Source organism: Burkholderia sp. WSM2230, from assembly GCF_000472445.1.
GTDB lineage: Bacteria > Pseudomonadota > Gammaproteobacteria > Burkholderiales > Burkholderiaceae > Paraburkholderia.
On sequence record NZ_AXAJ01000020.1, the window covers coordinates 46,740 to 69,052 of the forward strand.

The 22,313-nt window shown below is 64.3% G+C and carries 20 protein-coding genes; 8 read left to right on the forward strand and 12 right to left on the reverse strand.

The features are described 5' to 3' along the window. Positions 1-168: 168 nt before the first annotated feature. On the reverse strand, positions 169-750 hold the full coding sequence (locus A3AC_RS0126740; RefSeq protein ID WP_025602494.1) for an IMPACT family protein: 582 nt from the start codon (positions 748-750) through the stop codon (positions 169-171). Positions 751-911: 161 nt separating this feature from the next. Here A3AC_RS0126740 and A3AC_RS0126745 point away from each other — a divergent pair, with 161 nt between their 5' ends. Beyond that, complete coding sequence (locus tag A3AC_RS0126745; protein ID WP_025602495.1) at positions 912-1,538, forward strand: LysE family translocator; 627 nt, start codon at positions 912-914, stop codon at positions 1,536-1,538. Positions 1,539-1,726: 188 nt separating this feature from the next. Continuing rightward, the gene (locus tag A3AC_RS0126755; protein ID WP_025602496.1) at positions 1,727-2,359 is read left to right on the forward strand and encodes a 2-hydroxychromene-2-carboxylate isomerase; all 633 of its coding nucleotides are present in this window, start codon (positions 1,727-1,729) and stop codon (positions 2,357-2,359) included. Here the strand turns inward: A3AC_RS0126755 and A3AC_RS0126760 are convergent. The 3 genes from A3AC_RS0126760 to A3AC_RS0126770 all read right to left on the reverse strand — a co-directional run bounded on the left by A3AC_RS0126760 (position 2,341) and on the right by A3AC_RS0126770 (position 6,462). Beyond that, positions 2,341-2,598: a DUF2866 domain-containing protein gene (locus A3AC_RS0126760; protein ID WP_025602497.1), complete on the reverse strand. Its 258-nt coding sequence runs from the start codon at positions 2,596-2,598 to the stop codon at positions 2,341-2,343. The two genes, A3AC_RS0126755 and A3AC_RS0126760, sit on opposite strands and share 19 nt — an antisense overlap. 362 nt (positions 2,599-2,960) lie before the next feature. Beyond that, positions 2,961-4,682, reverse strand: a complete 1,722-nt coding sequence (locus tag A3AC_RS0126765; protein WP_025602498.1) for a peptidoglycan D,D-transpeptidase FtsI family protein — start codon at positions 4,680-4,682, stop codon at positions 2,961-2,963. 238 nt (positions 4,683-4,920) lie between these two features. Further along, entirely contained in the window at positions 4,921-6,462 is a 1,542-nt protein-coding gene (locus A3AC_RS0126770; RefSeq protein ID WP_025602499.1) for a methyl-accepting chemotaxis protein, read from the reverse strand. Between the two features lie 430 nt (positions 6,463-6,892). Between A3AC_RS0126770 and aepX the strand changes: the two genes are divergently transcribed. The 3 genes from aepX to A3AC_RS0126785 are packed head-to-tail and all read left to right on the forward strand — an operon-like array spanning position 6,893 to position 10,869. Beyond that, positions 6,893-8,617, forward strand: coding sequence for a phosphoenolpyruvate mutase (aepX, locus tag A3AC_RS0126775; RefSeq protein ID WP_025602500.1), 1,725 nt, complete (start codon positions 6,893-6,895; stop codon positions 8,615-8,617). Then, complete coding sequence (gene aepY, locus A3AC_RS0126780; protein WP_025602501.1) at positions 8,614-9,777, forward strand: phosphonopyruvate decarboxylase; 1,164 nt, start codon at positions 8,614-8,616, stop codon at positions 9,775-9,777. Before aepX ends, aepY begins: the two co-directional genes overlap by 4 nt. 24 nt (positions 9,778-9,801) lie before the next feature. Continuing rightward, complete coding sequence (locus tag A3AC_RS0126785) at positions 9,802-10,869, forward strand: 2-aminoethylphosphonate aminotransferase (protein WP_025602502.1); 1,068 nt, start codon at positions 9,802-9,804, stop codon at positions 10,867-10,869. 75 nt (positions 10,870-10,944) lie between these two features. Here the strand turns inward: A3AC_RS0126785 and A3AC_RS30815 are convergent, their stop codons facing one another. The 6 genes from A3AC_RS30815 to A3AC_RS0126815 all read right to left on the reverse strand — a co-directional run bounded on the left by A3AC_RS30815 (position 10,945) and on the right by A3AC_RS0126815 (position 16,838). Next, the gene (locus A3AC_RS30815) at positions 10,945-11,097 is read right to left on the reverse strand and encodes a hypothetical protein (RefSeq protein WP_013341745.1); all 153 of its coding nucleotides are present in this window, start codon (positions 11,095-11,097) and stop codon (positions 10,945-10,947) included. A gap of 129 nt (positions 11,098-11,226) precedes the next feature. Further along, on the reverse strand, positions 11,227-11,931 hold the full coding sequence (locus tag A3AC_RS0126795; RefSeq protein WP_025602503.1) for a PIG-L family deacetylase: 705 nt from the start codon (positions 11,929-11,931) through the stop codon (positions 11,227-11,229). A gap of 251 nt (positions 11,932-12,182) precedes the next feature. Continuing rightward, on the reverse strand, positions 12,183-12,770 hold the full coding sequence (locus A3AC_RS0126800) for a nucleotidyltransferase family protein (RefSeq protein WP_025602504.1): 588 nt from the start codon (positions 12,768-12,770) through the stop codon (positions 12,183-12,185). A 72-nt stretch (positions 12,771-12,842) separates the two neighbouring features. After that, positions 12,843-15,065, reverse strand: a complete 2,223-nt coding sequence (locus A3AC_RS0126805; RefSeq protein ID WP_025602505.1) for a xanthine dehydrogenase family protein molybdopterin-binding subunit — start codon at positions 15,063-15,065, stop codon at positions 12,843-12,845. Beyond that, complete coding sequence (locus A3AC_RS0126810) at positions 15,062-16,063, reverse strand: FAD binding domain-containing protein (protein ID WP_025602506.1); 1,002 nt, start codon at positions 16,061-16,063, stop codon at positions 15,062-15,064. Before A3AC_RS0126810 ends, A3AC_RS0126805 begins: the two co-directional genes overlap by 4 nt. A 10-nt stretch (positions 16,064-16,073) precedes the next feature. Further along, a complete protein-coding gene (locus A3AC_RS0126815) occupies positions 16,074-16,838 on the reverse strand; it encodes a 2Fe-2S iron-sulfur cluster-binding protein (protein WP_025602507.1) in 765 nt (254 codons plus the stop codon). A gap of 154 nt (positions 16,839-16,992) precedes the next feature. On the opposite strand from A3AC_RS0126815, the gene A3AC_RS0126820 reads away from it, so the two are divergent. From A3AC_RS0126820 to A3AC_RS0126830, 3 genes are all read left to right on the forward strand, one after another. Further along, entirely contained in the window at positions 16,993-19,092 is a 2,100-nt protein-coding gene (locus A3AC_RS0126820) for a D-(-)-3-hydroxybutyrate oligomer hydrolase (RefSeq protein WP_025602508.1), read from the forward strand. Positions 19,093-19,229: 137 nt separating this feature from the next. Next, positions 19,230-19,475, forward strand: a complete 246-nt coding sequence (locus tag A3AC_RS0126825) for a hypothetical protein (RefSeq protein WP_025602509.1) — start codon at positions 19,230-19,232, stop codon at positions 19,473-19,475. Between the two features lie 23 nt (positions 19,476-19,498). After that, positions 19,499-20,308: an exodeoxyribonuclease III gene (locus tag A3AC_RS0126830; RefSeq protein WP_025602510.1), complete on the forward strand. Its 810-nt coding sequence runs from the start codon at positions 19,499-19,501 to the stop codon at positions 20,306-20,308. A gap of 4 nt (positions 20,309-20,312) precedes the next feature. Here the strand turns inward: A3AC_RS0126830 and motB are convergent, their stop codons facing one another. Then, the gene (gene motB, locus A3AC_RS0126835) at positions 20,313-21,299 is read right to left on the reverse strand and encodes a flagellar motor protein MotB (protein WP_025602511.1); all 987 of its coding nucleotides are present in this window, start codon (positions 21,297-21,299) and stop codon (positions 20,313-20,315) included. Continuing rightward, positions 21,299-22,183 carry a flagellar motor stator protein MotA gene (gene motA, locus A3AC_RS0126840; protein WP_025602512.1) on the reverse strand — a complete coding sequence of 295 codons (885 nt, stop codon included), beginning with the start codon at positions 22,181-22,183 and terminating at the stop codon, positions 21,299-21,301. Before motA ends, motB begins: the two co-directional genes overlap by 1 nt. Between the last annotated feature and the right edge of the window lie 130 nt (positions 22,184-22,313).

The following is a 22,313-nucleotide window of genomic DNA, read 5'->3' on the forward strand; positions in this document are numbered from 1 at the left end:
TGCGGCAGATGGGAGCCGTGCGGCGCCGATTCGGGCGCTGCGCGGGAACAAGCGGCGGTCGAGATCAGAGGAGTGGCCCTTTCAGTGGTGATATATGCCATGGGAGAACAGCATGGTAACAGCGGCCACCCGCAAGCCATCTCCTAAATGGATGTCAGGCCGCCGACATCAAAAGAAGCCGGCTTTGCCTTGCGTCATATCGACCAATGCGCGCCGCGCGCCGTCGATCATATTGACCGGCAGGCGGACCGTCATTTTCACGAGCATGCCGTGGGTGGTATCGGCAAGCGCGTAGCCTTGCGCCTCGATCCAGCGCCGCACTTTCGCTTCATCCGCGTAGCTCACTTCGACGACCAGCGAGCCCAGTGCAACCCGTTCGACGCGCGGCGCATCCAGCAGCGCCGAGGCGATTGCGTCGGTGTACGCGCGCACGAGGCCGCCCGCGCCGAGCTTCACGCCGCCGTAATAACGCACGACGGCGGCCAGCACGCCGTCCAGATCATGATGCCGCAGCACTTCGAGAATCGGCCGGCCGGCCGTGCCGGACGGCTCGCCGTCATCGGACATGCCCGATTGGCCGCCTGCCAGCAGCGCCCAGCAAACGTGCGTCGCGGCCGGATGCTCGTCGCGCAGGCGGCGCAGTTCGTCCATCGCGGCGTTGCGATCCTCGACGGGTATCGCATACGCAATGAACCGGCTCTTGCGAACCTCGAGTTCGCGGATGTGCCGCGTCGACAACGTGTAAGTCACTGGAATTCCGCTCACTACCCTGGGATAAAAGACTTCGGAGCGCCGTTCGGGCGCAGACTCGAATCATAGCGAGTTTGCCGTGCGGCCTGTTCGCGAAGCGAGGTACACTTTGCAGACCATAAACGCACGACTGCGAAATAATCGGAGACACGATGGACAGCATGCTCGACTTATCCACATTAGGCACTTTCATCGCCGTCGTGCTTGGCCTCTTTCTGATTCCGGGCCCCGCCGTGCTGCTGGTTCTGACACGCACGGTGCACGGCGGGCGCAAGGCGGGCATCTTCACGGGCCTGGGCATTGCCGTCGGCGACTTTGTTCACACGCTCGGCGCAGCAGTCGGCCTTTCCGCATTGCTGATGACTTCGGCGCTCGCTTTCAACGCGGTCAAGTGGATCGGCGCGCTTTATCTCGTCTATCTCGGCATCCGGGCATTGCGCGAAAAGCCGGCAAGCGGCGATATGCCCGCGAGCGCACCGGTGTCCGCGTCGAAAGCCTTCTTTCAGGCCATTCCCGCTGAAGTGCTCAACCCGAAAACCGCGCTCTTCTTTCTCGCGTTTTTGCCGCAGTTCGTGCACCCCGAGCACGGTTCGACGTTTCTGCAGTTTGCGGTGCTCGGTCTGATTTTCGTCGGCATGAGCGCGCTTTACACCACTTTGATCGTGCTGACGATTCGCCCGCTCGGCAGACTCGTCAAGCGCCTGACGTGGCTGCGCCGCTGGCAGAACAAGATTATCGGCGTGCTGTTCATATCGCTCGGGCTGCGCGTGGCGACGCAAACGCGTTGAGCCCGCGGCCTGTGGCTCAGTTCAGCGCGAGGATAACCGAGGCCGCCATCACCATGACTGCCAGACACACGGCGACAAACAGGTCGTACGGATAACGCATCACGCTTCCAATATGGTTTGAGCCACAAAGACTCTCATCATAGGCAAGCTTTTTCCGTTTGACTGTCAGACATTGCAAGAGAGAACGGATGAATGATCCCACCGCTTCGTCGCGCACGCCGGCGCGCGACATCGAGTTCTGGTTCGACTTCGGCAGCAATTACAGCTACCTGAGCGTCATGCGGATCGAGTCAGAGGCCGCCGCGCGAGGCGTGCGCGTTCTGTGGCGGCCGTTTCTGCTCGGGCCCATTTTTCGCGCGCTCGGCTACGACAATTCTCCGTTCGTGCTGCAGAAGGAAAAGGGCGCCTACGTCTGGAAGGATATGGAGCGGCAGTGCCGCAAGTACGGCATTGCGTTGACGCGCCCGAGCGTGTTTCCGCGTGCCGCACTGCTCGCGCTGCGCGTGGCGTTGCTCGGCGCGCAGCATGAATGGATCGCCGCGTATTGCCGCGACATCATGCAGCAGAATTTTGTGCATGACCGCGATATCGGTTCTGTGGAAGTGGTGAGCGAAGCGCTCGCGAAACTCGGCTTGCCCGCGCAACAGATCATTGCAGAGGCGCAAACCGACGCGAACAAGCTGCGTCTGCGCGAACAGACCGAGGCTGCCGCGGCGAAAGGCATTTTTGGCGCTCCGACGTTCTTTGTCGGCAACGAAATGTTCTGGGGTAACGACCGGCTGGAAGACGCGCTCGACTTCTGTTATTCGTCGCCGTACTGAAAGAAGCGCCGGCCCGGCACATGCGAGACGACGGCCTGCGCGATTTCTAGCGGTGTGCTCTCGGCGGGCACCACGCGGCGGCTTGCTTCCGGCGTGTGCTTCATGGTCCATTCGACGAGCCGGTATGAACGTCCCCAAGGCGGTTGCAACGGGTCGGAGACTTTGCATGAGTGAATCTGCCGGACCCATTCGTTGTCGGGCATGGCGCGCAGATGCTCGAATACCGCGTTCTCAACCATGGTTTGACCTCCTTCTTTTCGCAGGCATGCGGCCTGTCTTCTGGCACGTCGGCAAACATCGCTAAAAAAAACGCCGCCGATGTACTGGCGGCTCAACAGGGGATGTTGAGCCGCATGGTTACAGCAAAGAATTAAGCGAGACTTAAGAACGCGTAAATGTCTGTGCGGACGGTTGCTGCGCGCCTTTTCCTCAAGACGTCGCAAAATGGGCCGTGTCCTCTGCGTGGCGTGCGGATTGTGGGCGAGCCGCTCGCGCGAGCATGCATCAGAGGTTGGCCGGTACGCGGGGAGGGCGTGAGTCGGCAACGCGCGCTATGGCAGTGCTGACACAGCACGCGTCAGCGGCTCACAGCCTCACTCCCTCACGCGTCCGGCGGCACACCCAGCAGTTGCAGTGCGCCCCCCGTCACCGCGCTGAACACCGGCCCGGCCACGGTGCCGCCATAAAACGCCTTGCCCGCGGGGTCGTCGATCATGACGGCGACGATCAGGCGCGGATCGCTCATCGGCGCCATGCCGACAAAGAGCGCGCGGTAGCGGTTTTTCGCGTAAGTCGCGCCGACCTGCTTGCGCGCGGTGCCGGTCTTGCCGCCGACGCGGTAGCCTTCCACCGTCGCAGCGCGCCCGGTGCCGCCGTCGCCGGTGGCCATTTCCAGCATCGAGCGGATCGCGCGCGCGGTGGCCGGCGTGGTGACCGCCTGCCGGGCTTGCGCGGCGGCCGCCGCATTGGCGTCCTCGCGCACGAGGCGCACAGGGTGCATCGTGCCGTCGCCGGCATACGCGGTGTAGATCTGCGCGATCTGCAACAGCGACGCTGAGAGCCCATAGCCGTACGCCATGGTCGCCTGCTCGATGGGACGCCAGCGTTTGTACGGTCGCACCTTGCCCGACGCCACGCCGGGAAACGTTAGCTCGGGCCGCACGCCGAGCCCGTATTCCTGATACTTGGCCCAGATTTTTTCGGCCGGCAGATTGAGCGCGAGCTTGGCGAGCGCGATATTGCTCGACTTCTGCATGGCCTCGGCGATGGTCATCACGCCGTGATTCGAGGTGTCGTGGATCACCGCCGGGCCGATCTTGTACCAGCCCGGCGCGGTGTCGATGACGCTTTGCGGCCGCACCTTGCCTTCGTCGATGGAAAGCGCGACCACCACCGGCTTGATCGTCGAACCGGGCTCGAAGGTGTCGACCACCGCGCGATTGCGCAACTGCCGGCCGGTCAGGCGCGCGCGGTCGTTTGGATCGAAGCTCGGATAGTTGGCGAGCGCGAGAATCTCGCCGTTACGCGCGTCGAGCACCACCACGCTGCCTGCCTCCGCGCGATGCTTCGCGATGGCTTCCTTCAGCTGCGCATACGCGAGCTGCTGGATGCGCCGGTCGATGGTCAAATGAATCGTCTCGCCGTTCTGCGCGGGCACGAGCGGCCGCGTTTCCGACACCACCCGGCCGAGCCGGTCGCGGATCACTTCGCGATGGCCGGGCACGCCGAGCAACTGTTCGTTCGCGGCGAGCTCGACCCCCTCCTGGCCGTTGTCCTCAATGTCGGTAAAGCCGACCACGTGAGCCGCCGATTCGCCTTCCGGATAAAAACGCTTTGAATCGGCGATCTGCGTGATGCCCGCGAGTCCAAGCTTCGACAGATGGTCGGCCGTCTCCGCGTCCACCTGACGTTTGAGCAGCACGAACGTCTTGTCGCCGTTCAAACGGCGGCGTAGTTCCGCGAGCGGCAAATCGAGCAGTTTCGAAAGCGGCGGCAACGCGGCTTCGTCGAGCAGCCTGGGCGAAGCCCAGATCTCGTAAGTCGCGAGGCTGACGGCGAGCATCGAGCCATTGCGGTCGACAATGCGCCCGCGCGTCGCGTCGAGTTCGATGGTGCGTTGATAGCGCTTTTGTCCCTGGTCGACATAGAAGTCGCGATTCACAACCTGAACCCAGAACGCACGCCCGGCAAGCGCGGCAAAGGCGGCGAACACCAGCACGACGATGAGTTTCGAGCGCCACATGGGCAGCCGCGCAACCAGTAACTGGTTCTTCGCGACCGGCGCATAAGGATCGCGCGGCTGGGATTTTTTCTTCTGCATCATGGACGAATAGACAACGGATTAGCTTGCGGCACGGCTCATTGTAATGATAACGTAATCAGTATGCGAGATTACTGCAAGCTAACTCGCGCGCCACGCGCAAAAAAGCCGCGCGGACTTTTAAATCCGCGCGGCTCGTTTCGTTCGATTGATGCGTCGATTTCGACGCGGCGTGTCAAAGAGGCGCTCGCCGCCTGTCGAGCGCCTTCTTTTTCATGCGTGCGCCTTCATGCGTGCGCCTTCATGCAGGCAGCGCGAAGCTCGAGATCGCCTCGCGCAGCACGCTCACCTGGTCCTTCAGCGAATGCGCGGCGGCGGCGGCCTGCTCGACGAGCGCCGCGTTCTGCTGCGTGACCTGATCCATTTCGCCGACCGCGCGATTCACCTGCTCGATGCCCGCGCTCTGCTCGCGCGAAGCGTTGCTGATTTCCTCGAGAATCTCGTTCACACGGCGCACCGACTGCACGATCTCGCCCATCGTCGAGCCCGCGTTCGAGACCAGCGACGCGCCGGCTTCGACGGTGCTCGTGGAGGTTTCGATCAGCGCCTTGATCTCCTTGGCGGCCGTGGCCGAGCGTTGCGCGAGGCTGCGCACTTCGGCGGCGACCACTGCGAAACCGCGTCCCTGTTCGCCCGCGCGGGCTGCTTCGACCGCCGCGTTCAACGCGAGAATGTTGGTCTGGAACGCAATGCCGTCGATCACGCCGATGATGTCGCCGATCTGCCGCGAGCTCGTCGTGATCTCGCCCATCGTGCGCACTACGTCGTCGACGACGCGGCTGCCTCGCGTGGCGACGTCGGCGGCCTGACCCGCGAGCTGCGCCGCCTGCTGCGCGCTGTCCGCGTTCTGCTTCACGTTGACCGTCATCTGATCCATGCTCGACGCCGTCTGAACCAGCGCCGCGGCCTGTTCCTCTGTGCGTTGCGACAGATCGGTGTTGCCGGCGGCAATTTCGCTTGCGCCGACGTTGATATTTTCCGTTCCGGCGCGCACCCGCGAAACGGTGTCGACGAGGCCGGCCTGCATGGTCTGCAGCGCATGCAGCAGGCTGCTCGCATCGTTGTCCTTGACCGGCACGCGCACCGCGAGATTGCCGCGCGCCATCAGCTGCGCATGTTCGACGGCAACTTCCAGATCGCCGCCGAGCGAGCGGCGGACACTGCGCAGCACGAGCACCATGATGCCCGTGGCGATGCCGCCGAGCGCGACGGTGATGGCGAGCCAACGCAACAGGCTCGCGTAAAACGCGTGCTGCACGTCGTCCATGTACATGCCGGTGACGAGATACCAGTCCCACGGCTGAAAGTGCAGCGAATAGCTGGTCTTGGCGACCGGTTTGTCGCTGCCGGGCTTGGCCCACAGATAGTCGACGAAGCCGCCGCCTTCGCGATTGCCCGCGTTGACGATGTCGACGAACAGATGGTTGCCCGCGGGGTCCGCAAATTGCGCGAGGTTCTTGCCGACCATATCTTTCTTGAACGGATGCATCAGCATCACGGGCTGCGAGTCGTTCACCGAGATATAGCCGTCCTTGCCGTAGCGCATCGACTCGATCGTGGCGAGCGCCTGTTTCCTGGCTTCGTCTTCTGTGATGGCGTGCTGTTGCGCCAACGCGTAGTAACGGCCGACGACGTGGTTCGCCTGGTCGATCAGCGAGGTGAGCTGATCGCGCCGGTCCGCGATCATCGACGCACGGCTTTGCCATGCGCCGAAGCCGCCGATCAGGATCAGGCCGAACCAGAGAACGGCAATCATTGAGGCCAGTTTTTTGTTCAGAGTCATGGCAAAGGGTCGTGCTTCGCAAAGGGTCGATCAAATGGGCTGTGTTTCCCGCTGACTCATTAACGGCAGCTTTCGGTCTGTTCCTGAGGCAGGGGAAACCCCTGCCGCCACGCGTGTTTCGTCTGATAAAACGGGCGGGGGCAGTCTGTTTAGTGACGCGGAATTAATCGCGTAATCGGCATGCGTAATGGGCCACGTATTGCCAGTTGGGACGAAAATAATATCGCGTGGTGATTTTGGGATTATTCGCGGCGAAGGCGGCCTTCTGCAAAAAAAGACACATTTCTCCACTTAATAGCAAGTCAAGAAAAGGGTGGCCGCGCAAATGACGAATAAATGAAAATTCCGCTATAGTCGCCATTTTCCCGTCGCCAGTCGGGCAAAAGAGCGCCAATAAGCCCGCAGTAGGCCGCCACCAGGAGTACACAAAATGAACGCCCGCGAACCCGCCTTTGTCTCCGCTTCACGCAGCGCACGCCTGCGCCAGATGCTTGTCAGCAACGAACTGGAATTCATGATGGAAGCCCACAACGGCCTCTCCGCGCGCATCGTTCGCGAAGCCGGCTTCAAGGCGATCTGGGGATCGGGGCTTGCCATCTCGGCGCAATTCGGCGTGCGCGACAACAACGAAGCCAGCTGGACTCAGGTGGTCGACAACCTCGAATTCATGGCCGACGCCAGCGACCTGCCCATCCTGCTCGACGGCGACACCGGCTACGGCAATTTCAACAACGTGCGCCGCCTCGTGCGCAAGCTCGAACAGCGCGGCATTGCCGGCGTGTGCATCGAAGACAAGCAGTTTCCGAAAACCAATAGCTTCATTAACGGTGAGGCGCAGCCGCTTGCCGACATCGACGAATTCTGCGGCAAGATCAAGGCCGGTAAAGACTCGCAGTCGGACGAGAATTTTTCGATCGTCGCGCGCGTGGAAGCGCTGATCGCGGGCTGGGGCATGGAAGAGGCGTTGCGCCGCGCGGAAGCCTATCGCCGTGCCGGCGCGGACGCCATCCTGATTCACAGCAAGCTCTCGCGCCCTGACGAAATCCTGGAGTTCGCGCGCGAGTGGGCCGGGCGCGCGCCGCTCGTCATCGTGCCGACCAAGTACTACAGCACGCCGACTGAAGTGTTCCGCGAAGCCGGCATCAGCACGGTGATCTGGGCGAACCACCTGATTCGCGCGGCGACCTCGGCCATGCAGGCTGTGGCGCGGGAAATCCACACGAGCGAAACGCTCGTCAATGTCGAAGACCGCATTGCGGCCGTCAACGAAATTTTCCGTTTGCAGGACGCCGACGAATACTCGGAAGCGGAAGACCGCTATCTGTCGAGCGGCCGCGCGGCCGGCTCCGCCATCGTGCTCGCGGCTAGCCGCGGCAAGGGCCTCGAAGCCGTCACGCAAGACCGCCCGAAAGTCATGTTGCCGGTGGCCGGCAAGCCGCTGTTGCGCTGGCTCGTCGACGCATTCAAGAAGCAGGGTGTGAATGACATCACCGTGGTCGGCGGTTATCGCGCCGATGCAATCGACACAGCCGGCATCAAGCTCGCCATCAACGAGAAGCATGCCGAGACGGGCGAACTCGCGTCGCTCGCGTGCGCGCTCGACAAGCTCTCCGGCGACACCGTGATTTCCTACGGCGATCTGCTGTTCCGCAGCTACATTCTGCGCGATCTGGTGGAGAGCGAAGCGGCGTTCAGCGTAGTGGTGGATTCTTCGCTCACCGACGCGGAAAACGCCAGCGTGCGCGACTTCGCGTGGTGCTCGGCCGCCGACGACCGGGGTCTCTTTGGCAACAAGGTTGTGCTGCGCCATGTGTCGAGCGGACAGGAGGCGTCGTCGGCGATTGCCGCACAAACGCCGCATGGCCGCTGGGTCGGTCTCATGAACGTGCGCGGCGCAGGCCGCGAGCGTCTGCAGACTGTGATGCGTGAGTTGCAGGCGCGCGCCGATTTCGCGTCGCTCGACATGCCCGCGTTGCTGAATGCGCTGATCGAAGCCGGCGAGTCGATCGAGGTGCAGTACGTGCACGGTCACTGGCGCGGTGTCAACGATCTCGAAGACTTCCGCCGCGCGGGCGACTTCGCGCATGGCCAGACGCCGCTCGCGGCGTCCGTCGGCGGTGCGGCCGCGAACGCGGCGAACGGAGTGGCGCAATGATCGAAGCAGCACAGTTCGTCGAGGCGGCGCGCGAACGCGGCTTCGACTGGTATGCCGGTGTGCCGTGCTCGTATCTGACGCCGTTCATCAACTATGTGCTGCAGGACGAGTCGCTGCACTATGTGTCGGCGGCGAACGAAGGCGATGCAGTGGCGCTGATCGCGGGCGTCGCGCTGGGCGCCCGCAATGGGCGCCGCGGCATCACCATGATGCAGAACTCGGGGCTCGGCAACGCGGTCAGCCCGCTCACTTCGCTCACGTGGACCTTCCGTCTGCCGCAATTGCTGATCGTCACCTGGCGCGGCCAGCCGGGCGTCGCCGACGAACCTCAGCATGCGTTGATGGGCCCCGTTACGCCCGCGATGCTCGATACGATGGAAATTCCCTGGGAGACTTTTCCCACGGAAGCCGAGGCAATCGGCCCGGCATTGGATCGCGCCATCGCCCATATGGACGAAACGGGCCGCCCGTACGCGCTCGTCATGCAAAAGGGCAGCGTCGCCCCGTACGAACTGAAGGCAGGCGACGCCAGCGCGCGCCGCGTGCCGGCGGCGGCGCGTTCGCAGTTCAGCAACGTGGCCGCGAGCGAACTCGCGTCGCGTCACCACGCGTTGCAGAAGGTGATCGCGCATACGCCGCTCGAGTCGACGGTGGTGCTGGCCTCGACCGGTTTTTGCGGGCGCGAGCTTTACGCAATCGACGATCGTCCGAACCAGTTGTACATGGTCGGCTCGATGGGCTGCGTGACGCCGTTCGCGCTCGGCCTCGCGCTCGCGCGCCCGGACCTGCATGTGGTGGCGCTCGACGGCGACGGCGCCGCGCTGATGCGCATGGGCGCGTTTGCGACGCTCGGCGCTTACGGCCCGTCGAATCTCACGCACGTGCTGCTCGACAACGGCGCGCACGACTCCACGGGCGGGCAGGCGACGGTGTCGCCGCAAATCTCGTTCGCGGGCGTGGCGGCGGCGTGCGGCTATGCGTCCGCAGTGGAAAGCGACGACCCGGCCGTGCTCGATCAGTTGTTCGAATCCGCGCCGCTCGACGGCCCGCGCTTCGCGCGCGTCGTGATTCGCCGCGGCACGCCGGACGGCTTGCCGCGTCCCACCATTACTCCGCCCGATGTGAAAGCGCGTTTGATGCGCCACATCGGCGCGGGCTGAAGTCAAAGAGAAAGGAAGCGCCTCATGCTGCTGCTCAATCCCGGCCCGGTGACGCTCACCGAACGCGTCCGCAATAGCCTGTTGCAGACGGACTTGTGCCACCGCGAAAGCGAGTTCTTCGATTTGCAGGAAGAGGCGCGCACGCGTCTCGTCGACCTTTACGGCCTCGACGCGAGCGAGTGGCAGGCCGTGCTGATGACAGGCTCAGGCACGGCCGCCGTCGAAAGCATGACGGCCGCGCTGGTGCCGCAAAACGGCAAATTGCTGGTGGTGGAAAACGGTGTGTATGGCGAGCGTATCGCGCAGATTGCCGCGCAATACGGCATCGCGCATGAGGCGCTCAAGCACGACTGGATGCAGGCGCCGGATCTCGCGAAAATCGCCGGGCGTCTCGACGCGGACAAGGCGTTCACGCATGTCGCCGTGATTCATCATGAAACCACCACCGGGCGTCTGAACGACCTCGCTGCGCTCGGTGCGTTGTGCCGCGCGCGCGGGCTGCGCCTGCTGGTGGACGGCGTCAGCAGCTTCGGCGCCGAAGCAATCGACTTCGCCGACACGAGTCTCGACGCCGTGGCCGCGACCGCCAACAAGTGTCTGCACGGCGTGCCGGGCGCGTCATTCGTGCTGGTGCGCCGGGCGGCGCTCGCAGAGGCGGCGAGCCGCACTTACTACCTGGATCTTGGCAGACTCGCGCGCCTGCAGGATCAGCGCAATACGCCGTTCACGCCGTCGGTTCACGCGTACTACGCGCTCGTCGAAGCACTGCGCGAAATCGCCGATGAAGGCGGCTGGCGCGCGCGCCATGCGCGCTATGCGGCGCTCGCCGAGCAGGCCCGCGCGGGGCTGGCCGAGCGCGGCATCGGCAGTGTGCTGGCGCCGCAGGAGTCGTCGGTCGTGTTGCGCGCGTACCGGCTGCCGAACGGCGTCAGCTACCCGCAATTGCACGACGCGCTGAAGGCACGCGGTTTTGTCATCTATGCGGGGCAGGGCGGGCTGTCGGCGGAACTGTTCCGTATTTCGACGATGGGCAACATCCACGCCGCCGACATCGACCGCCTGTTGCAGGGCTTTGGCGACCTCACGAGCTGATTGCTGTGCCGCCGTGTGCGCCGCGCGCCAGCGCTTGCGTTGCAACGGTTGACGAGGTGGCGGGCGGCCGGCAGCTCACACCGGATCTTTGTCGGGCGGACCTTCGGGGCGCTGCGGCTCCTCGGTGTGATGGCCGGGCGACGGCGGCGTAAGCGGATCGCCTTCCGGATCGCGGGTCGGGTCGGCATTGGGATCGGGAATCGGGCTCGTATGCATGTCGAAGCTCATTGCATCACCTGTGGTTGAAAACCGTGCGGGCGGCGCGTGCCGTGCTCTTAAAGCGTAGGCGCTTTTTGGCCGGGTTTCCCGGCCGCGTCGAGCTGTGCACCCGCCATTCTGTTCGCGCTCATCTCCCGCTCATTTTTTCACGCGACGGCCCACGCTGAGTTGCCAGTAGCGCTCGGCCGCGAACACGTCGTCGTAATTGCCCGGGCCGAACGCGCGCAACTGGCTCTGATACGCATGCACGGCCTCGCGCTTGAGTTGCGCGCGGCGCTGCGTGTCGATCGTGTGGCCGGCGCTCGGATTGGCTGGCGTCGCCACGATGCCGCGCTGCGCGAGATCGGCCAGACGCGCCTGAACGACGCCTGGCGTGCAGCGGTGAATCGCTTCTTCGTAGCCGAACCAGGCGAGATGCGACAGGCGCGGCAGGATCTCGCAGCAGGCTTCGAACACACGCACGTGATCGTCATGATGCAAGCCGAGCGGCATCAGCAACGTGTTGGCCGTGGTTCGATAAATGGTTTCCTCGAGTTCCGCCGCCATTTTGCTGATCGACGGCGAATCGGCATACTGGCTTTCGCGAAACGGCATGCGCAGCGGAATCGCGTCGAGCAATTCGAGCGCGCGGTTGTCTTCGAACGTGCGCTCGTGGATCGCTTCATGCGCGTTGCTGAAGCCCGACTTTTCATCCCATTCGGTATGCATCGTATGCTCGGGCGGGGCGGCGAACACGGTGCAGACCGCGGCGTCCGGATGGGCCGCGAGCAATGCGCCGCAACTGAAGACGGCGTCGTCGAAATGCGGTGACACGATGAAAAGGCGCGGGCTGGTTTCGCTCATGGGCAGTCGGTGGTTCGAAACGCATGCGCCGCATGAATCATGGCGAAATGGGGCGTGACAATTGCGGCGTCACATCAGCTTAGGCGGAATTGAAGCGGGTTGCGCGGTAGATTCGCAGTTGGAATGCTGTTCGGTGGCAGCGCGCAAGCATGCCTGCGACGGCGCGCAAGCCTTGTGCCTGACTGCTTGCAACGATGCCGTCGCGCGAAGGCGTCCCTCCCCGATTCGCAGGCCGTATGCCAACGCCGCGCTCAAATCCCCCGCAAATCCTCCGGCGTATCGACATCGCGCAAGATGCCCGCGTCGTCGACGTCTATCCGCATCACGCGCTCCGATGCCAGCAGCGAACGCGCGCCGCTGTCGCCGTCGAGCGAGAGAAGCGCTTCGCGATGCTCGCCGCCGAAGCCCACCGGATGCCCGCGCTGCCCCGCATAAAACGGCGCGACGAGGCAGGCGCCCCCGTCTAGCGCGCGCGCTACGGCTTCGATTGTCGAAGTCTGAATGCGCGGCATGTCCGCGAGCGCGACGATCCAGCCTTCCGCGTCCCTGCTCGCCCGAATGCCCGCGGCGAGGCTTGCTCCCATGCCGCGTTCGGCGGCGGGCGCAAACGCTACGTCGCAGCCGGCGTCGTTCAGAAGTCGCGCGAGCGCTTCGGCGCCTGGCCGTACTACGGCCAGCACGTTGGGCACGGCCAGCAGCAGCCGGTGCGCGGCTTCCTCGGCGACGGGCGTGCCGTCGGGCAGGCGCGCGAGCAGCTTGTTCTGCACGCCGTGCGGATCGAAGCGCGAGCCGACGCCGGCGGCAAGCAACAGGCCAGTGGCAAGCGACGCGTAAGCCATGGGAAGCACCGGTAAATGCGATGCTCCCGATTGTGCGGCGCAACGCAGCGCGAGGCAAGCGGTCAGCGTCGTTCAGACTTGCGTCGTGTGCATCACCTTGTCGAGCGTGACAGGAAGATCGCGCACCCGCACACCGGTCGCGTGATACACCGCGTTGGCCAGCGCCGCACACACCCCGGTAATGCCGATTTCGCCGATGCCGCGCACACCCAGCGAATTGATATACGGATCGGGCCGGTCGAGAAACGTAATGTCGAGCGAGCCAATGTCCGCGTTCACCGGCACGTGGTACTCCGCGAGATTCGCGTTGGTGAAGCGCCCGTAGCGCGTGTCCAGCCAGGACTCCTCCTGCAACGCCGCGCCCACGCCCCACACAATGCCGCCGAGCATCTGGCTGCGAGCGGTCTTCTCGTTGAGCACGCGCCCCACGTCATACACCGCGACCACGCGCGGCACGCGAATCGTGCCGAGGTCCGCGTCCACGCGCACTTCGACAAATACCGCGCCGAACGAGTGAAAGGAGTACTTCTGCTTCTCGTCGCCGGGCTTCACGGTAGACGTCGCCTCAATGGGCTTGCCGCCCGAGCGCGCGATGATCGCCGCGGCCGGATCGCGCCTCGCGGGTTGCGAGCGGCTCGTCACCCAGCCGTTTTCCACGGTGATGTCGTCGAGCGCCATGCCGTGTACCGGCGACGCGGGGTCCGCCAGCGCGAGCGCCATCAGTCGTGCGCGCGCCGCATTTGCCGCCTCGCGCACGGCCGGCGCCACGCTCGCCGCCGACTGCGAGCCGCCCGAGACCGGCGCCTTGGGCAGCGACGAGTCGCCGAGCGCGAAGTGGATGTTTTCCGGCGCGAAGCCGAGCGCGTCGGCGGCGACCTGGGTCATCACCGTGTACGTGCCCGTGCCGATATCCTGGGTGCCCGAGGCGACCATCGCGGTGCCGTCGGGGAGAATCCGCGCCACCGCGCCGGCCTCGCTGCGATTGGCCGGATAGGTGGCGGTCGCCATGCCCATGCCGGTCAGCGTGTTGCCGTCACGCATCGAACGAGGTGTGGGGTTACGCCGCGACCAGCCGAATTTTTCGGCACCGACCTGGTAGCACTCGCGCAACGACTTGCCGGACCACGGCTTGTTTTCCTGCGGATCGAACTCCGCGTAGTTCTTCAGGCGCAATGCGAGCGGGTCCATCTGGAGCGCTACCGCGAGTTCGTCCATGGCCGACTCCAGCGCGAACGAGCCGGTCGTCTCGCCGGGCGCGCGCATGAACGTCGGCGTGCCGACGTTGAGCGGCACGAGCCGGTGCGTGGTCACCTGGTTCGGCACCGCATACAACATGCGCGTGACCATGCAGCAGGTCTCGGTCCAGTCTTCGATCATCGACGTGTTCGAGATGCTGTCGTGGCGCACGGCGGTCAGTGTGCCGTCGCGCCGCGCGGCCAGCATGAGACGCTGTTCGGTGCGCGGGCGCGCGCCGACCGGACCGAACATCTGGGGCCGCTCGAGCACGAGCCGCACCGGACGTCCGGTCTGTTTCGCGGCCATCGCGCATAACGACACATGCGACCACGACGAGCCCTTGCAACCGAAGCCGCCGCCGACGAACGGCGAAATCACGCGCACGTCCGCCGGAGAAATGCCGAGCGTCTTCGCGACCGCCTGCACCTCGCCGCTCACGCCTTGTGTGGAATCGTAGAGCGTGAGCTGCGGGCCGTCCCAGCGCGCCATCGTCGCATGCGGCTCCATGGGATTGTGATGCTCGATAGGCGTCGTGTACGTCGCGTCGATATGCACCGCGCCGCTTTGCATGCCGTCCTCGAAACTGCCGCGCCGCGTATCCGTTTGGCGTCCTTGCGGTTTGTCGGGCGCATGCGCGTTGGCCTTGGCCTGAGCGAAGTCGAGCGTGGCCGCGCCTGCCCGATAGGTGATGCGCAACTGGCGCGCGGCGTCGGCCGCATGTTCGAGCGTATCGGCGACGACCACCGCGACCGGCTCGTTGTTGTAATGCACTTCGTTGTCCTGTAACAGCGACAGGCGGCGGCCCTGAGGCGGCGCCAGTTGCGCCTTGCCGCCGTTCGGCAGACGCGGCGCGTTCTCGTGCGTCATTACGAGCAGCACGCCCGGCACGGCCTGGGCGCGGCTCGTGTCGATCGACGCAATCGTGCCGCGCGCAATCGTGCTCGTGACGAGCACCGCATGCGCAAGACGCGCTTCCGGAAACTCCGCCGCATAGCGCGCTTCGCCGGTCACTTTGAGCAGGCCGTCGGTGCGGTCGAACGGTTGACCGATCAGATTCATGCGACACCTCCCGCGCGGCCGGCGGCCTCGTTCACCGCGCGCACGATTGCGCGTTGCGCAAGCTGAACCTTGAAGCGGTTATCGGAGAGTGGCCTCGCGTCGCTTAACGCGGCGGCCGCCGCGCGGCTCAGCGTGGCTTGCGTGAGCGGCTGGCCGTTGAGCATCTGCTCGGCGGCGCTCGCCCGCCACGGTTTGTGCGCGACGCCGCCCAGTGCGATGCGCGCGATCTGCACGCGCTCGCCGTCCATTCGCAGCGCGGCGGCGACCGACACCAGCGCGAATGCGTAACTGGCGCGGTCACGCACTTTCAGATAATGCGAATGCGCGCTGAAAAGCGCCGGCGGAAGGTCGACCGCGGTGATCAGCTCGCCGGGACGCAGCGTGGTATCGAGGTCGGGCCTGTCGCCCGGAAGGCTATGAAATTCGGCGAACGGAATGCTTCGCTCGCCGGCTGGCCCGCTCACACGCACCACGGCATCGAGCGCCGCGAGCGCGACGCTCATGTCCGATGGATTTACCGCCACGCACTGCGAACTCGCGCCGAGAATCGCGTGCATGCGGTTATGGCCTTCCAGCGCCGCGCAGCCGCTGCCCGGCATGCGCTTGTTGCACTGTGAAAACGCGGTGTCGTAAAAGTAACCACAGCGGGTACGTTGCAGCAGATTCCCGCCGACGGTCGCCATATTTCGCAGTTGCGCCGACGCACCCGAAAGAAACGCTTGCGAGAGCAGCGGATACTGCTCGCGCACCAACGCATGATTCGCGGCGTCGCTGTTGCGCACCAGCGCACCGATGCGAATGCCGCCGCCAGGCAGCGTCGTGATGTCGTCGAGTCCGCGGATATGCGTGATGTCGACGAGCCGGACCGGCCGTTCGACACCGCCCTTCATCAGATCGAGCAGATTCGTGCCGCCGCCGATGAAGACCGTGCCCGGCTGCTGTGCCGCTCGGACTGCGCCGGCTATGTCGGCGGCGCGTTCGTAGGAGATTGCATCCATTCGCTCCGCCTCACGCGTGATCGGGTTGACCCGGGCTATCGTGTTGCCCGTTATGTTCGACGTTCGCTGCGCTCGCGGTCTGGCCGCCGCCCTCATGCACGGTGCGTATCGCGGCCACGATGTTCGCGTAAGCGCCACAACGGCAAATATTGCCGCTCATGCGTTCGCGAATCTCGTCGTCGGAAAGTTTGATGGGGCGTCTACGGACATCCACAGTCGCGACGCTTGCCGCGCCTTTGCGAAACTCTTCCAGCAACGCAGTAGCCGAGCATAGCTGGCCCGGCGTGCAGTAGCCGCACTGAAACGCATCGTGCTCGACGAACGCGCGTTGCAGCGGACTCAACGCGCCGTTGCTCGCGAGACCTTCGACAGTGGTGATGGCTTCGCCTTCGTGCATGACAGCCAGCGTCAGGCATGAGTTGATGCGGCGCCCATTCGCGATGACCGTGCATGCGCCGCATTGTCCGCGGTCGCAGCCTTTTTTCGTGCCCATCAAGCCCGCATACTCGCGCAGTGCATCCAGCAGGGTCACGCGCGGTTCAAGTTGCAACGAATAAGTGCGGCCGTTCACGTTGAGTGCGACGGGCCGGGGTGGTACCGGCTGCGAAACCGGCATTTGAGCGGCCGGCGCGGCGGGCGCCTGGGTCTGCGCGCGAAGGTGCGGTGCCGCACCGACGGTGGCCGCCGCTGCAGCCGATTGTAGAAAACGGCGCCGCGAAGGTTGACACAAGTCCGCTTGGCCATCCGAATTTCCGCATTCGTTGTCTCTTGCCATGACGTTCTATTGACTCCGCTGAAAGGTCAATGCAGGCTGGCGATGCGTCGGTATCCGAAGCGTCGCGCGAGAACAATTCAGGGTAGCAAACCCGGCGCCGCTGCGTGTACACAGTCACGCAAAACGGTATTGCAAATAATGGAGACAAGCACAGATGACATCCGCCCTTCGAAGCAGGTCCGCGCTGTCCATTGCAATCGTCGTCGCGCTCGCTGTGAGCGCATGCCACGGGGGACATGACGACGGCCCACCACCACCGCAAGCGAACGTGTTGCCGGACTTCATCGTCGGCACGGTCAGAACGCAGTCGTATGACGGCAATAGTGACGACCTGCTCACAGCAGGACTCGGTAAAATTGGTCTTGCATCGGCGACCGCTCCTGCGATTGCCAACGCCGCGCAACCTACCGCTGCCGAACTGCGGCGGCTCGCGATCTGGTCGAACTATCGCGCGCTCGTCGACATGACGAGCAACGGCGGCTATGGGCGCTTCTGGGGCCCTAATGTCGACCTGAACGGCAACGACACGTTGGGCGAAGGCAAGATTGCAGGCAAGGAGTACCTGGCTTTCGCCGACAACGGCAGCGGTAAGCAGAATGTCAGCGTGCTCGTGCAGGTTCCAGCGAGCTTCAATGCGAACCAACCGTGCATTGTCACCGCAACGTCTTCGGGTTCGCGCGGCGTGTACGGCGCGATTTCCGCTGCCGGCGAGTGGGGGCTCAAGCGCGGCTGCGCAGTTGCATACACGGACAAGGGCTCGGGCAACGGCGCGCATGAACTCTCGACGAATCGCGTCACGCTGATCGACGGCACCTTGCAGGACGCGAGCGCCGCGGGCAAGGCGAGCCTCTTCACGGCGAACCTGGGCAACACCGATCTCGCTACCTTTAACAGCCAGTTCCCGAACCGCTACGCGTTCAAGCACGCACACTCGCAGCAGAACCCTGAACAGGACTGGGGCAAGAACACCTTGCAGGCGATCCAGTTCGCCTATTGGGCACTTAACGATTCATACGGCACGTTGAACGGCTCGACCCGCACCGTGCGCTATAAACCCGGCAGCATTCTGACGATCGCCGCGTCGGTGAGCAATGGCGGCGGCGCCTCGCTCGCGGCGGCGGAGCAGGATACAGCCGGCCTCATCACCGCAGTGGTTGTGGGCGAACCGCAAATCAACGTGCGCGTACCCTCGCAAGTGTCGGTCTCACAAGGTGGCGTGCCTGTCGGCGCATTCGGCAAGCCGCTTGCCGATTACATGACGCTCGCGAACCTGCTCGAGCCGTGCGCGGCACTCGCGCCCGCCGCGACCGGCGCGCCGTATCTGACCACGCTGCCGCTCGCGACCACTACCGCGATTCGCACCGCGCGCTGTACCACGCTCGCGGCCAACGGGGTGATTGCGGGAGGCGACACGGCGACCCAGGCGACCAACGCGCTGGCGCTGTTGCATCAGAACGGCTATCAGACCGATTCCGACGCGCTGCACGCGCCGATGTGGGACTCGCAAGCCGTGCCGGCCGTGGCGGTGACTTACGCGAACGCCTATGCAAAGGCGAGCGTGACCGACAACCTGTGCAACTTCAGTTTCGGCACGACGAGTTCGACCGGCGCTGCCGGCGTGACGCCCGCCGTTTCGCCGATGCTCACCCTGTTCGGCATCGGCAACGGTGTGCCGCCTACCAACGGCATCAACCTGGTCTACAACGCGGGCACGCTGGGCGCGTTCGATCACCGTCTCGCCACGGCCGATGCAAGCTATGTCGGCGCCGCATGCCTGCGCACGCTGTGGACCAACGGCACGCTGACCACGAATGTGGAAGCGATCAAGGTGAATGCCAATCTGCATGGCAAGCCGGCCATCATCGTGCAAGGCCGCGCCGACGCTCTCGTGCCGATCAACCATGCTTCACGGCCGTACGTTGCGACGAATCAGCTTGTGGAAGGCGGGGCGAGCAAGCTGTCGTTCTACGAAATCACGAACGGTCAGCACTTCGACGTGTTCCTCAGCGTGGCAGGCTTCGACACGCGCTTCGTGCCGCTGCACTACTACAACATTCAGGCGCTCAACCTGATGTGGAACCACCTGAAGAACGGCACGCCGCTGCCGCCGTCGCAAGTCGTTCACACGGTGCCGCGCGGCGGCACGCCGGGCGCCGCGCCTGCATTAACCACCGCGAACCTGCCGGCGATTGCGACGAGCCCCGGCGGCAATGCGATCACGGTGGCAAACGGCGCGTTGAACGTGCCGAATTGAGGCGCGCTCGCTCGCGACAGCGGACCACGCGTGGCGGCACACCCACGCGCGTGGTCGCTGTTCACTGCTTTGAACGCTGCGGCAGGTATGAGCGATGCTACCGCTGATCGGCATCAAGCGCGTTCAGAGGACAAGCGATGCAGTTCGACTACAGGCATTTCCACATCGACTGCCGGGCACGCCATGCGGACGAGGGCGTCTACTACGCGCGTGCCCGGATCACTCGCATACCGCAGAAAAACGAGCATTTCCGCTCGCACGATTCCGGCGACATCGACGCCTTCTCGAATGAAGCCGATGCGATTTCCTGCGCGCGATCATGGGCGATAGAGTGGTGCGATGAAGCGGAGTCTCAACTGTCGGGCGAGGCGTCGTCGAAATAAGCTGGATGCAGGGAGGACATGCCGTGGCGACGCTACGCATTGCGACATTCAACATCAACGGAGTCCGTTCGCGCCAGGCGGCGCTGCTGCAATGGCTTGAGCGCGAGGCGCCGGACATTGTCTGCCTGCAGGAGCTGAAAGCGGCGGACAGCGCCTTTCCCGCCGACGCATTGCGCGACGCCGGATACCACGCCATCTGGCATGGCCAGAGCGCGTGGAACGGAGTGGCGATTCTGTCGAAGGGCGAGGCGCCGCTCGAAAGTCGCCGCGGTTTGCCGGGCTTCGAGGCCGACACGCATAGCCGCTATCTGGAAGCGGCAGTCGGCGGACTGCTCGTGTGCTGTCTCTATCTGCCGAACGGCAATCCGCAGCCCGGTCCCAAGTTCGAATACAAGCTGAAGTGGTTCGACCATCTGATCGAGCACGCGGCGAATCTGCTCAAGAGCGGGCACCCGGTGGTGCTGGCCGGCGACTTCAACGTCGTGCCCACCGATGAAGACATCTACAACCCGCGCTCATGGCTGAAAGACGCCCTATTGCAGCCCGAGAGCCGCGAACGCTACCAGCGCCTGCTCGCGCAAGGCTGGACAGACTCGCTGCGCAAGCACTTCGGAGACGAGCGCGTCTACACGTTCTGGGATTATTTCCGCCGCCATTGGGACACCAATTCCGGCTTGCGTATCGATCACATCCTGCTGAGCCCGGACCTCGCGCCGCGTTTGCGCGACGCGGGCGTGGACCGCTGGGTGCGCGGCGAAGCGCACGCGAGCGACCACGCGCCCACATGGGTCGAACTCGACATGAGCGCGAGGCGCCGCAAGACGCGCGGCTAAAGCGCTAGCGGACGATCGTCGCTCCCGGAGCCGGACGCATGCGCGCCGCGACTGCGGGGATTGCCGAACTGGCCGGCGAGCTTTCGTCGATCGAGGTGCGGCCGCCGTCGTGGAAGAACGCCTGCTCCGCGGCTTTGTTCATCACCAGAATGCTGATGCGCCGGTTGGTCGGTTCATCGACGACATTGCTGTTCAGGGGCAGCACGTCCGCGAGACCGCGAACCTGCAGCAGCTTCTCGCCATGCATACCGCCCGCAACCAGCGCGCGGCGCGCGGCGTTCGCGCGCTCGGACGACAGCTCCCAGTTCGAATAGCCGACAGGTCCGCCGGTATACGGCACCGCGTCCGTGTGGCCCGCAATTGAAATGCGGTTCTCCACGTCGTTGAGTGCCGCGCCGATTTGCGTGAGTATCGCGACCGCATAAGTTTGCAGCCTGGGACTGCCCGAGGCGAACATGGGGCGGTTCTGCGAATCGACAATCTCGATACGCAAGCCTTCATTCGTGATCGAGATGCGGATCTGATCCTTGAACGCCTTCAACGCAGGGCTTTGCTCGATCAGCGAAATGAGCTTTTCCTTCAGTTGCTGCAAGCGGGCCGCGTCGGCAGGCGCGACCGTCGGCACCACATTCACAGGCGTGGCCGCTTCGATCTGGGTCTTCTTGCCGTCGCCCGGACGCGTGTCGGAGATGTCGCGCCCGCCGCCTTGCACGACGCTCGGCCGGGCAGCGGCTGAGCCTTCGTTGCCGCCGAGCAGGCTCGACAGCGGCGTGTTGAAGTAGTCCTCGATGCCTTGCTTGTCGAACTTCGACGTGGAACCGAGCAGCCACATCAGCAGGAAGAACGCCATCATCGCGGTGACGAAGTCGGCGTAGGCGATTTTCCATGCGCCGCCGTGATGGCCGCCGTGGTCCTCGCCCTTTTTCGAGCGACGCACGATGATCGGCGGCGCTTCCTGCTCCTGCGAGCCGCGTGAGCGTCTTTGCGTCATCACGCTGCTCCGCTCGCGGCAGGCTTCGGCGACTTGGTGGCGCGCACGGCGTCGTCGAGTTCCTGGAAGCTCGGACGGTCGGCCGTGAACAGCACTTTGCGGCCAAACTCCACGGCGATGGGCGGCGCATAGCCGGACAACGACGCGAGCAGCACGGCCTTCACGCATTGAAACGGCTTGGCTTGCGCGCGGCCTTTTGCGTTCAGCAGATCGGCGAGCGGGCCGATGAACCCATACGCGAGCAGAATGCCGAGGAAGGTTCCGACCAGCGCGCCGGCGATCATCTCGCCGAGCACGGCAGGCGGCGCGCCGACCGAGCCCATAGTGTGGACCACGCCCATCACGGCCGCGACGATGCCGAAGGCCGGCAGCCCGTCAGCCATCTTCTGGATCGCGTTGGCCGCCACCGACGCTTCCGCGTGATGCGTGGCCAGCTCTTCGTCCATCAGGTCCTGCACTTCGAGCACGTTGACGTTGCCGCCGGACATCATGCGCAAATAGTCGACGATGAAATCGAGCAGATGGTGATCGGCGAGAACGTGCGGGTACTTCTGGAAAATCACGCTTTCTTCGGGGGCGAACACGTCGGCTTCGAGCGACATCATGCCTTCCTTGCGCGCTTTCTGAAGCAGCTCGTAAAGCAGCGCGATCAGCTCAAGATACTTTTCCTTCGTATAGCCGCCGCTCTTGAAGCAGGAAGGCAGCGCCTTGAGTGTCTTCTTCAACGTGGAGATCGGATTGCTGACGACGAAGGCGCCAATAGCGGCGCCGAAAATGCATAGCAATTCGAATGGTTGTATGAGCGCCGGCAAATGGCCGCCCACACCAACAAAGCTCCCTATGACGGAGCCGATCACCAACACCCAGCCAATTGCGACGAACATGTTCTCTCCATTATCTTGCGCGCCGCACGTCTTCGATCAGAAGAAGCCCTTTTTAAAGGGCTTTTTACGTGCGTCACTGAATTTCCGCATGTACTGGTAAACGGCGCGAAAGAAAAATGCTGAAGTGCTG

Excerpts from the sequence above, each read along its gene's own strand:
- A3AC_RS0126745 (WP_025602495.1), top strand. The coding sequence starts at position 912 with ATGCTCGACTTATCCACATTAGGCACTTTCATCGCCGTCGTGCTTGGC.
- A3AC_RS0126755 (WP_025602496.1), top strand. The coding sequence starts at position 1,727 with ATGAATGATCCCACCGCTTCGTCGCGCACGCCGGCGCGCGACATCGAG.
- A3AC_RS0126760 (WP_025602497.1), bottom strand. The coding sequence starts at position 2,598 with ATGGTTGAGAACGCGGTATTCGAGCATCTGCGCGCCATGCCCGACAAC.
- A3AC_RS0126765 (WP_025602498.1), bottom strand. The coding sequence starts at position 4,682 with ATGATGCAGAAGAAAAAATCCCAGCCGCGCGATCCTTATGCGCCGGTC.
- A3AC_RS0126770 (WP_025602499.1), bottom strand. The coding sequence starts at position 6,462 with ATGACTCTGAACAAAAAACTGGCCTCAATGATTGCCGTTCTCTGGTTC.
- aepX (WP_025602500.1), top strand. The coding sequence starts at position 6,893 with ATGAACGCCCGCGAACCCGCCTTTGTCTCCGCTTCACGCAGCGCACGC.
- aepY (WP_025602501.1), top strand. The coding sequence starts at position 8,614 with ATGATCGAAGCAGCACAGTTCGTCGAGGCGGCGCGCGAACGCGGCTTC.
- A3AC_RS0126785 (WP_025602502.1), top strand. The coding sequence starts at position 9,802 with ATGCTGCTGCTCAATCCCGGCCCGGTGACGCTCACCGAACGCGTCCGC.
- A3AC_RS30815 (WP_013341745.1), bottom strand. The coding sequence starts at position 11,097 with ATGAGCTTCGACATGCATACGAGCCCGATTCCCGATCCCAATGCCGAC.
- A3AC_RS0126795 (WP_025602503.1), bottom strand. The coding sequence starts at position 11,931 with ATGAGCGAAACCAGCCCGCGCCTTTTCATCGTGTCACCGCATTTCGAC.
- A3AC_RS0126800 (WP_025602504.1), bottom strand. The coding sequence starts at position 12,770 with ATGGCTTACGCGTCGCTTGCCACTGGCCTGTTGCTTGCCGCCGGCGTC.
- A3AC_RS0126805 (WP_025602505.1), bottom strand. The coding sequence starts at position 15,065 with ATGAATCTGATCGGTCAACCGTTCGACCGCACCGACGGCCTGCTCAAA.
- A3AC_RS0126810 (WP_025602506.1), bottom strand. The coding sequence starts at position 16,063 with ATGGATGCAATCTCCTACGAACGCGCCGCCGACATAGCCGGCGCAGTC.
- A3AC_RS0126815 (WP_025602507.1), bottom strand. The coding sequence starts at position 16,838 with ATGGCAAGAGACAACGAATGCGGAAATTCGGATGGCCAAGCGGACTTG.
- A3AC_RS0126820 (WP_025602508.1), top strand. The coding sequence starts at position 16,993 with ATGACATCCGCCCTTCGAAGCAGGTCCGCGCTGTCCATTGCAATCGTC.
- A3AC_RS0126825 (WP_025602509.1), top strand. The coding sequence starts at position 19,230 with ATGCAGTTCGACTACAGGCATTTCCACATCGACTGCCGGGCACGCCAT.
- motB (WP_025602511.1), bottom strand. The coding sequence starts at position 21,299 with ATGACGCAAAGACGCTCACGCGGCTCGCAGGAGCAGGAAGCGCCGCCG.
- motA (WP_025602512.1), bottom strand. The coding sequence starts at position 22,183 with ATGTTCGTCGCAATTGGCTGGGTGTTGGTGATCGGCTCCGTCATAGGG.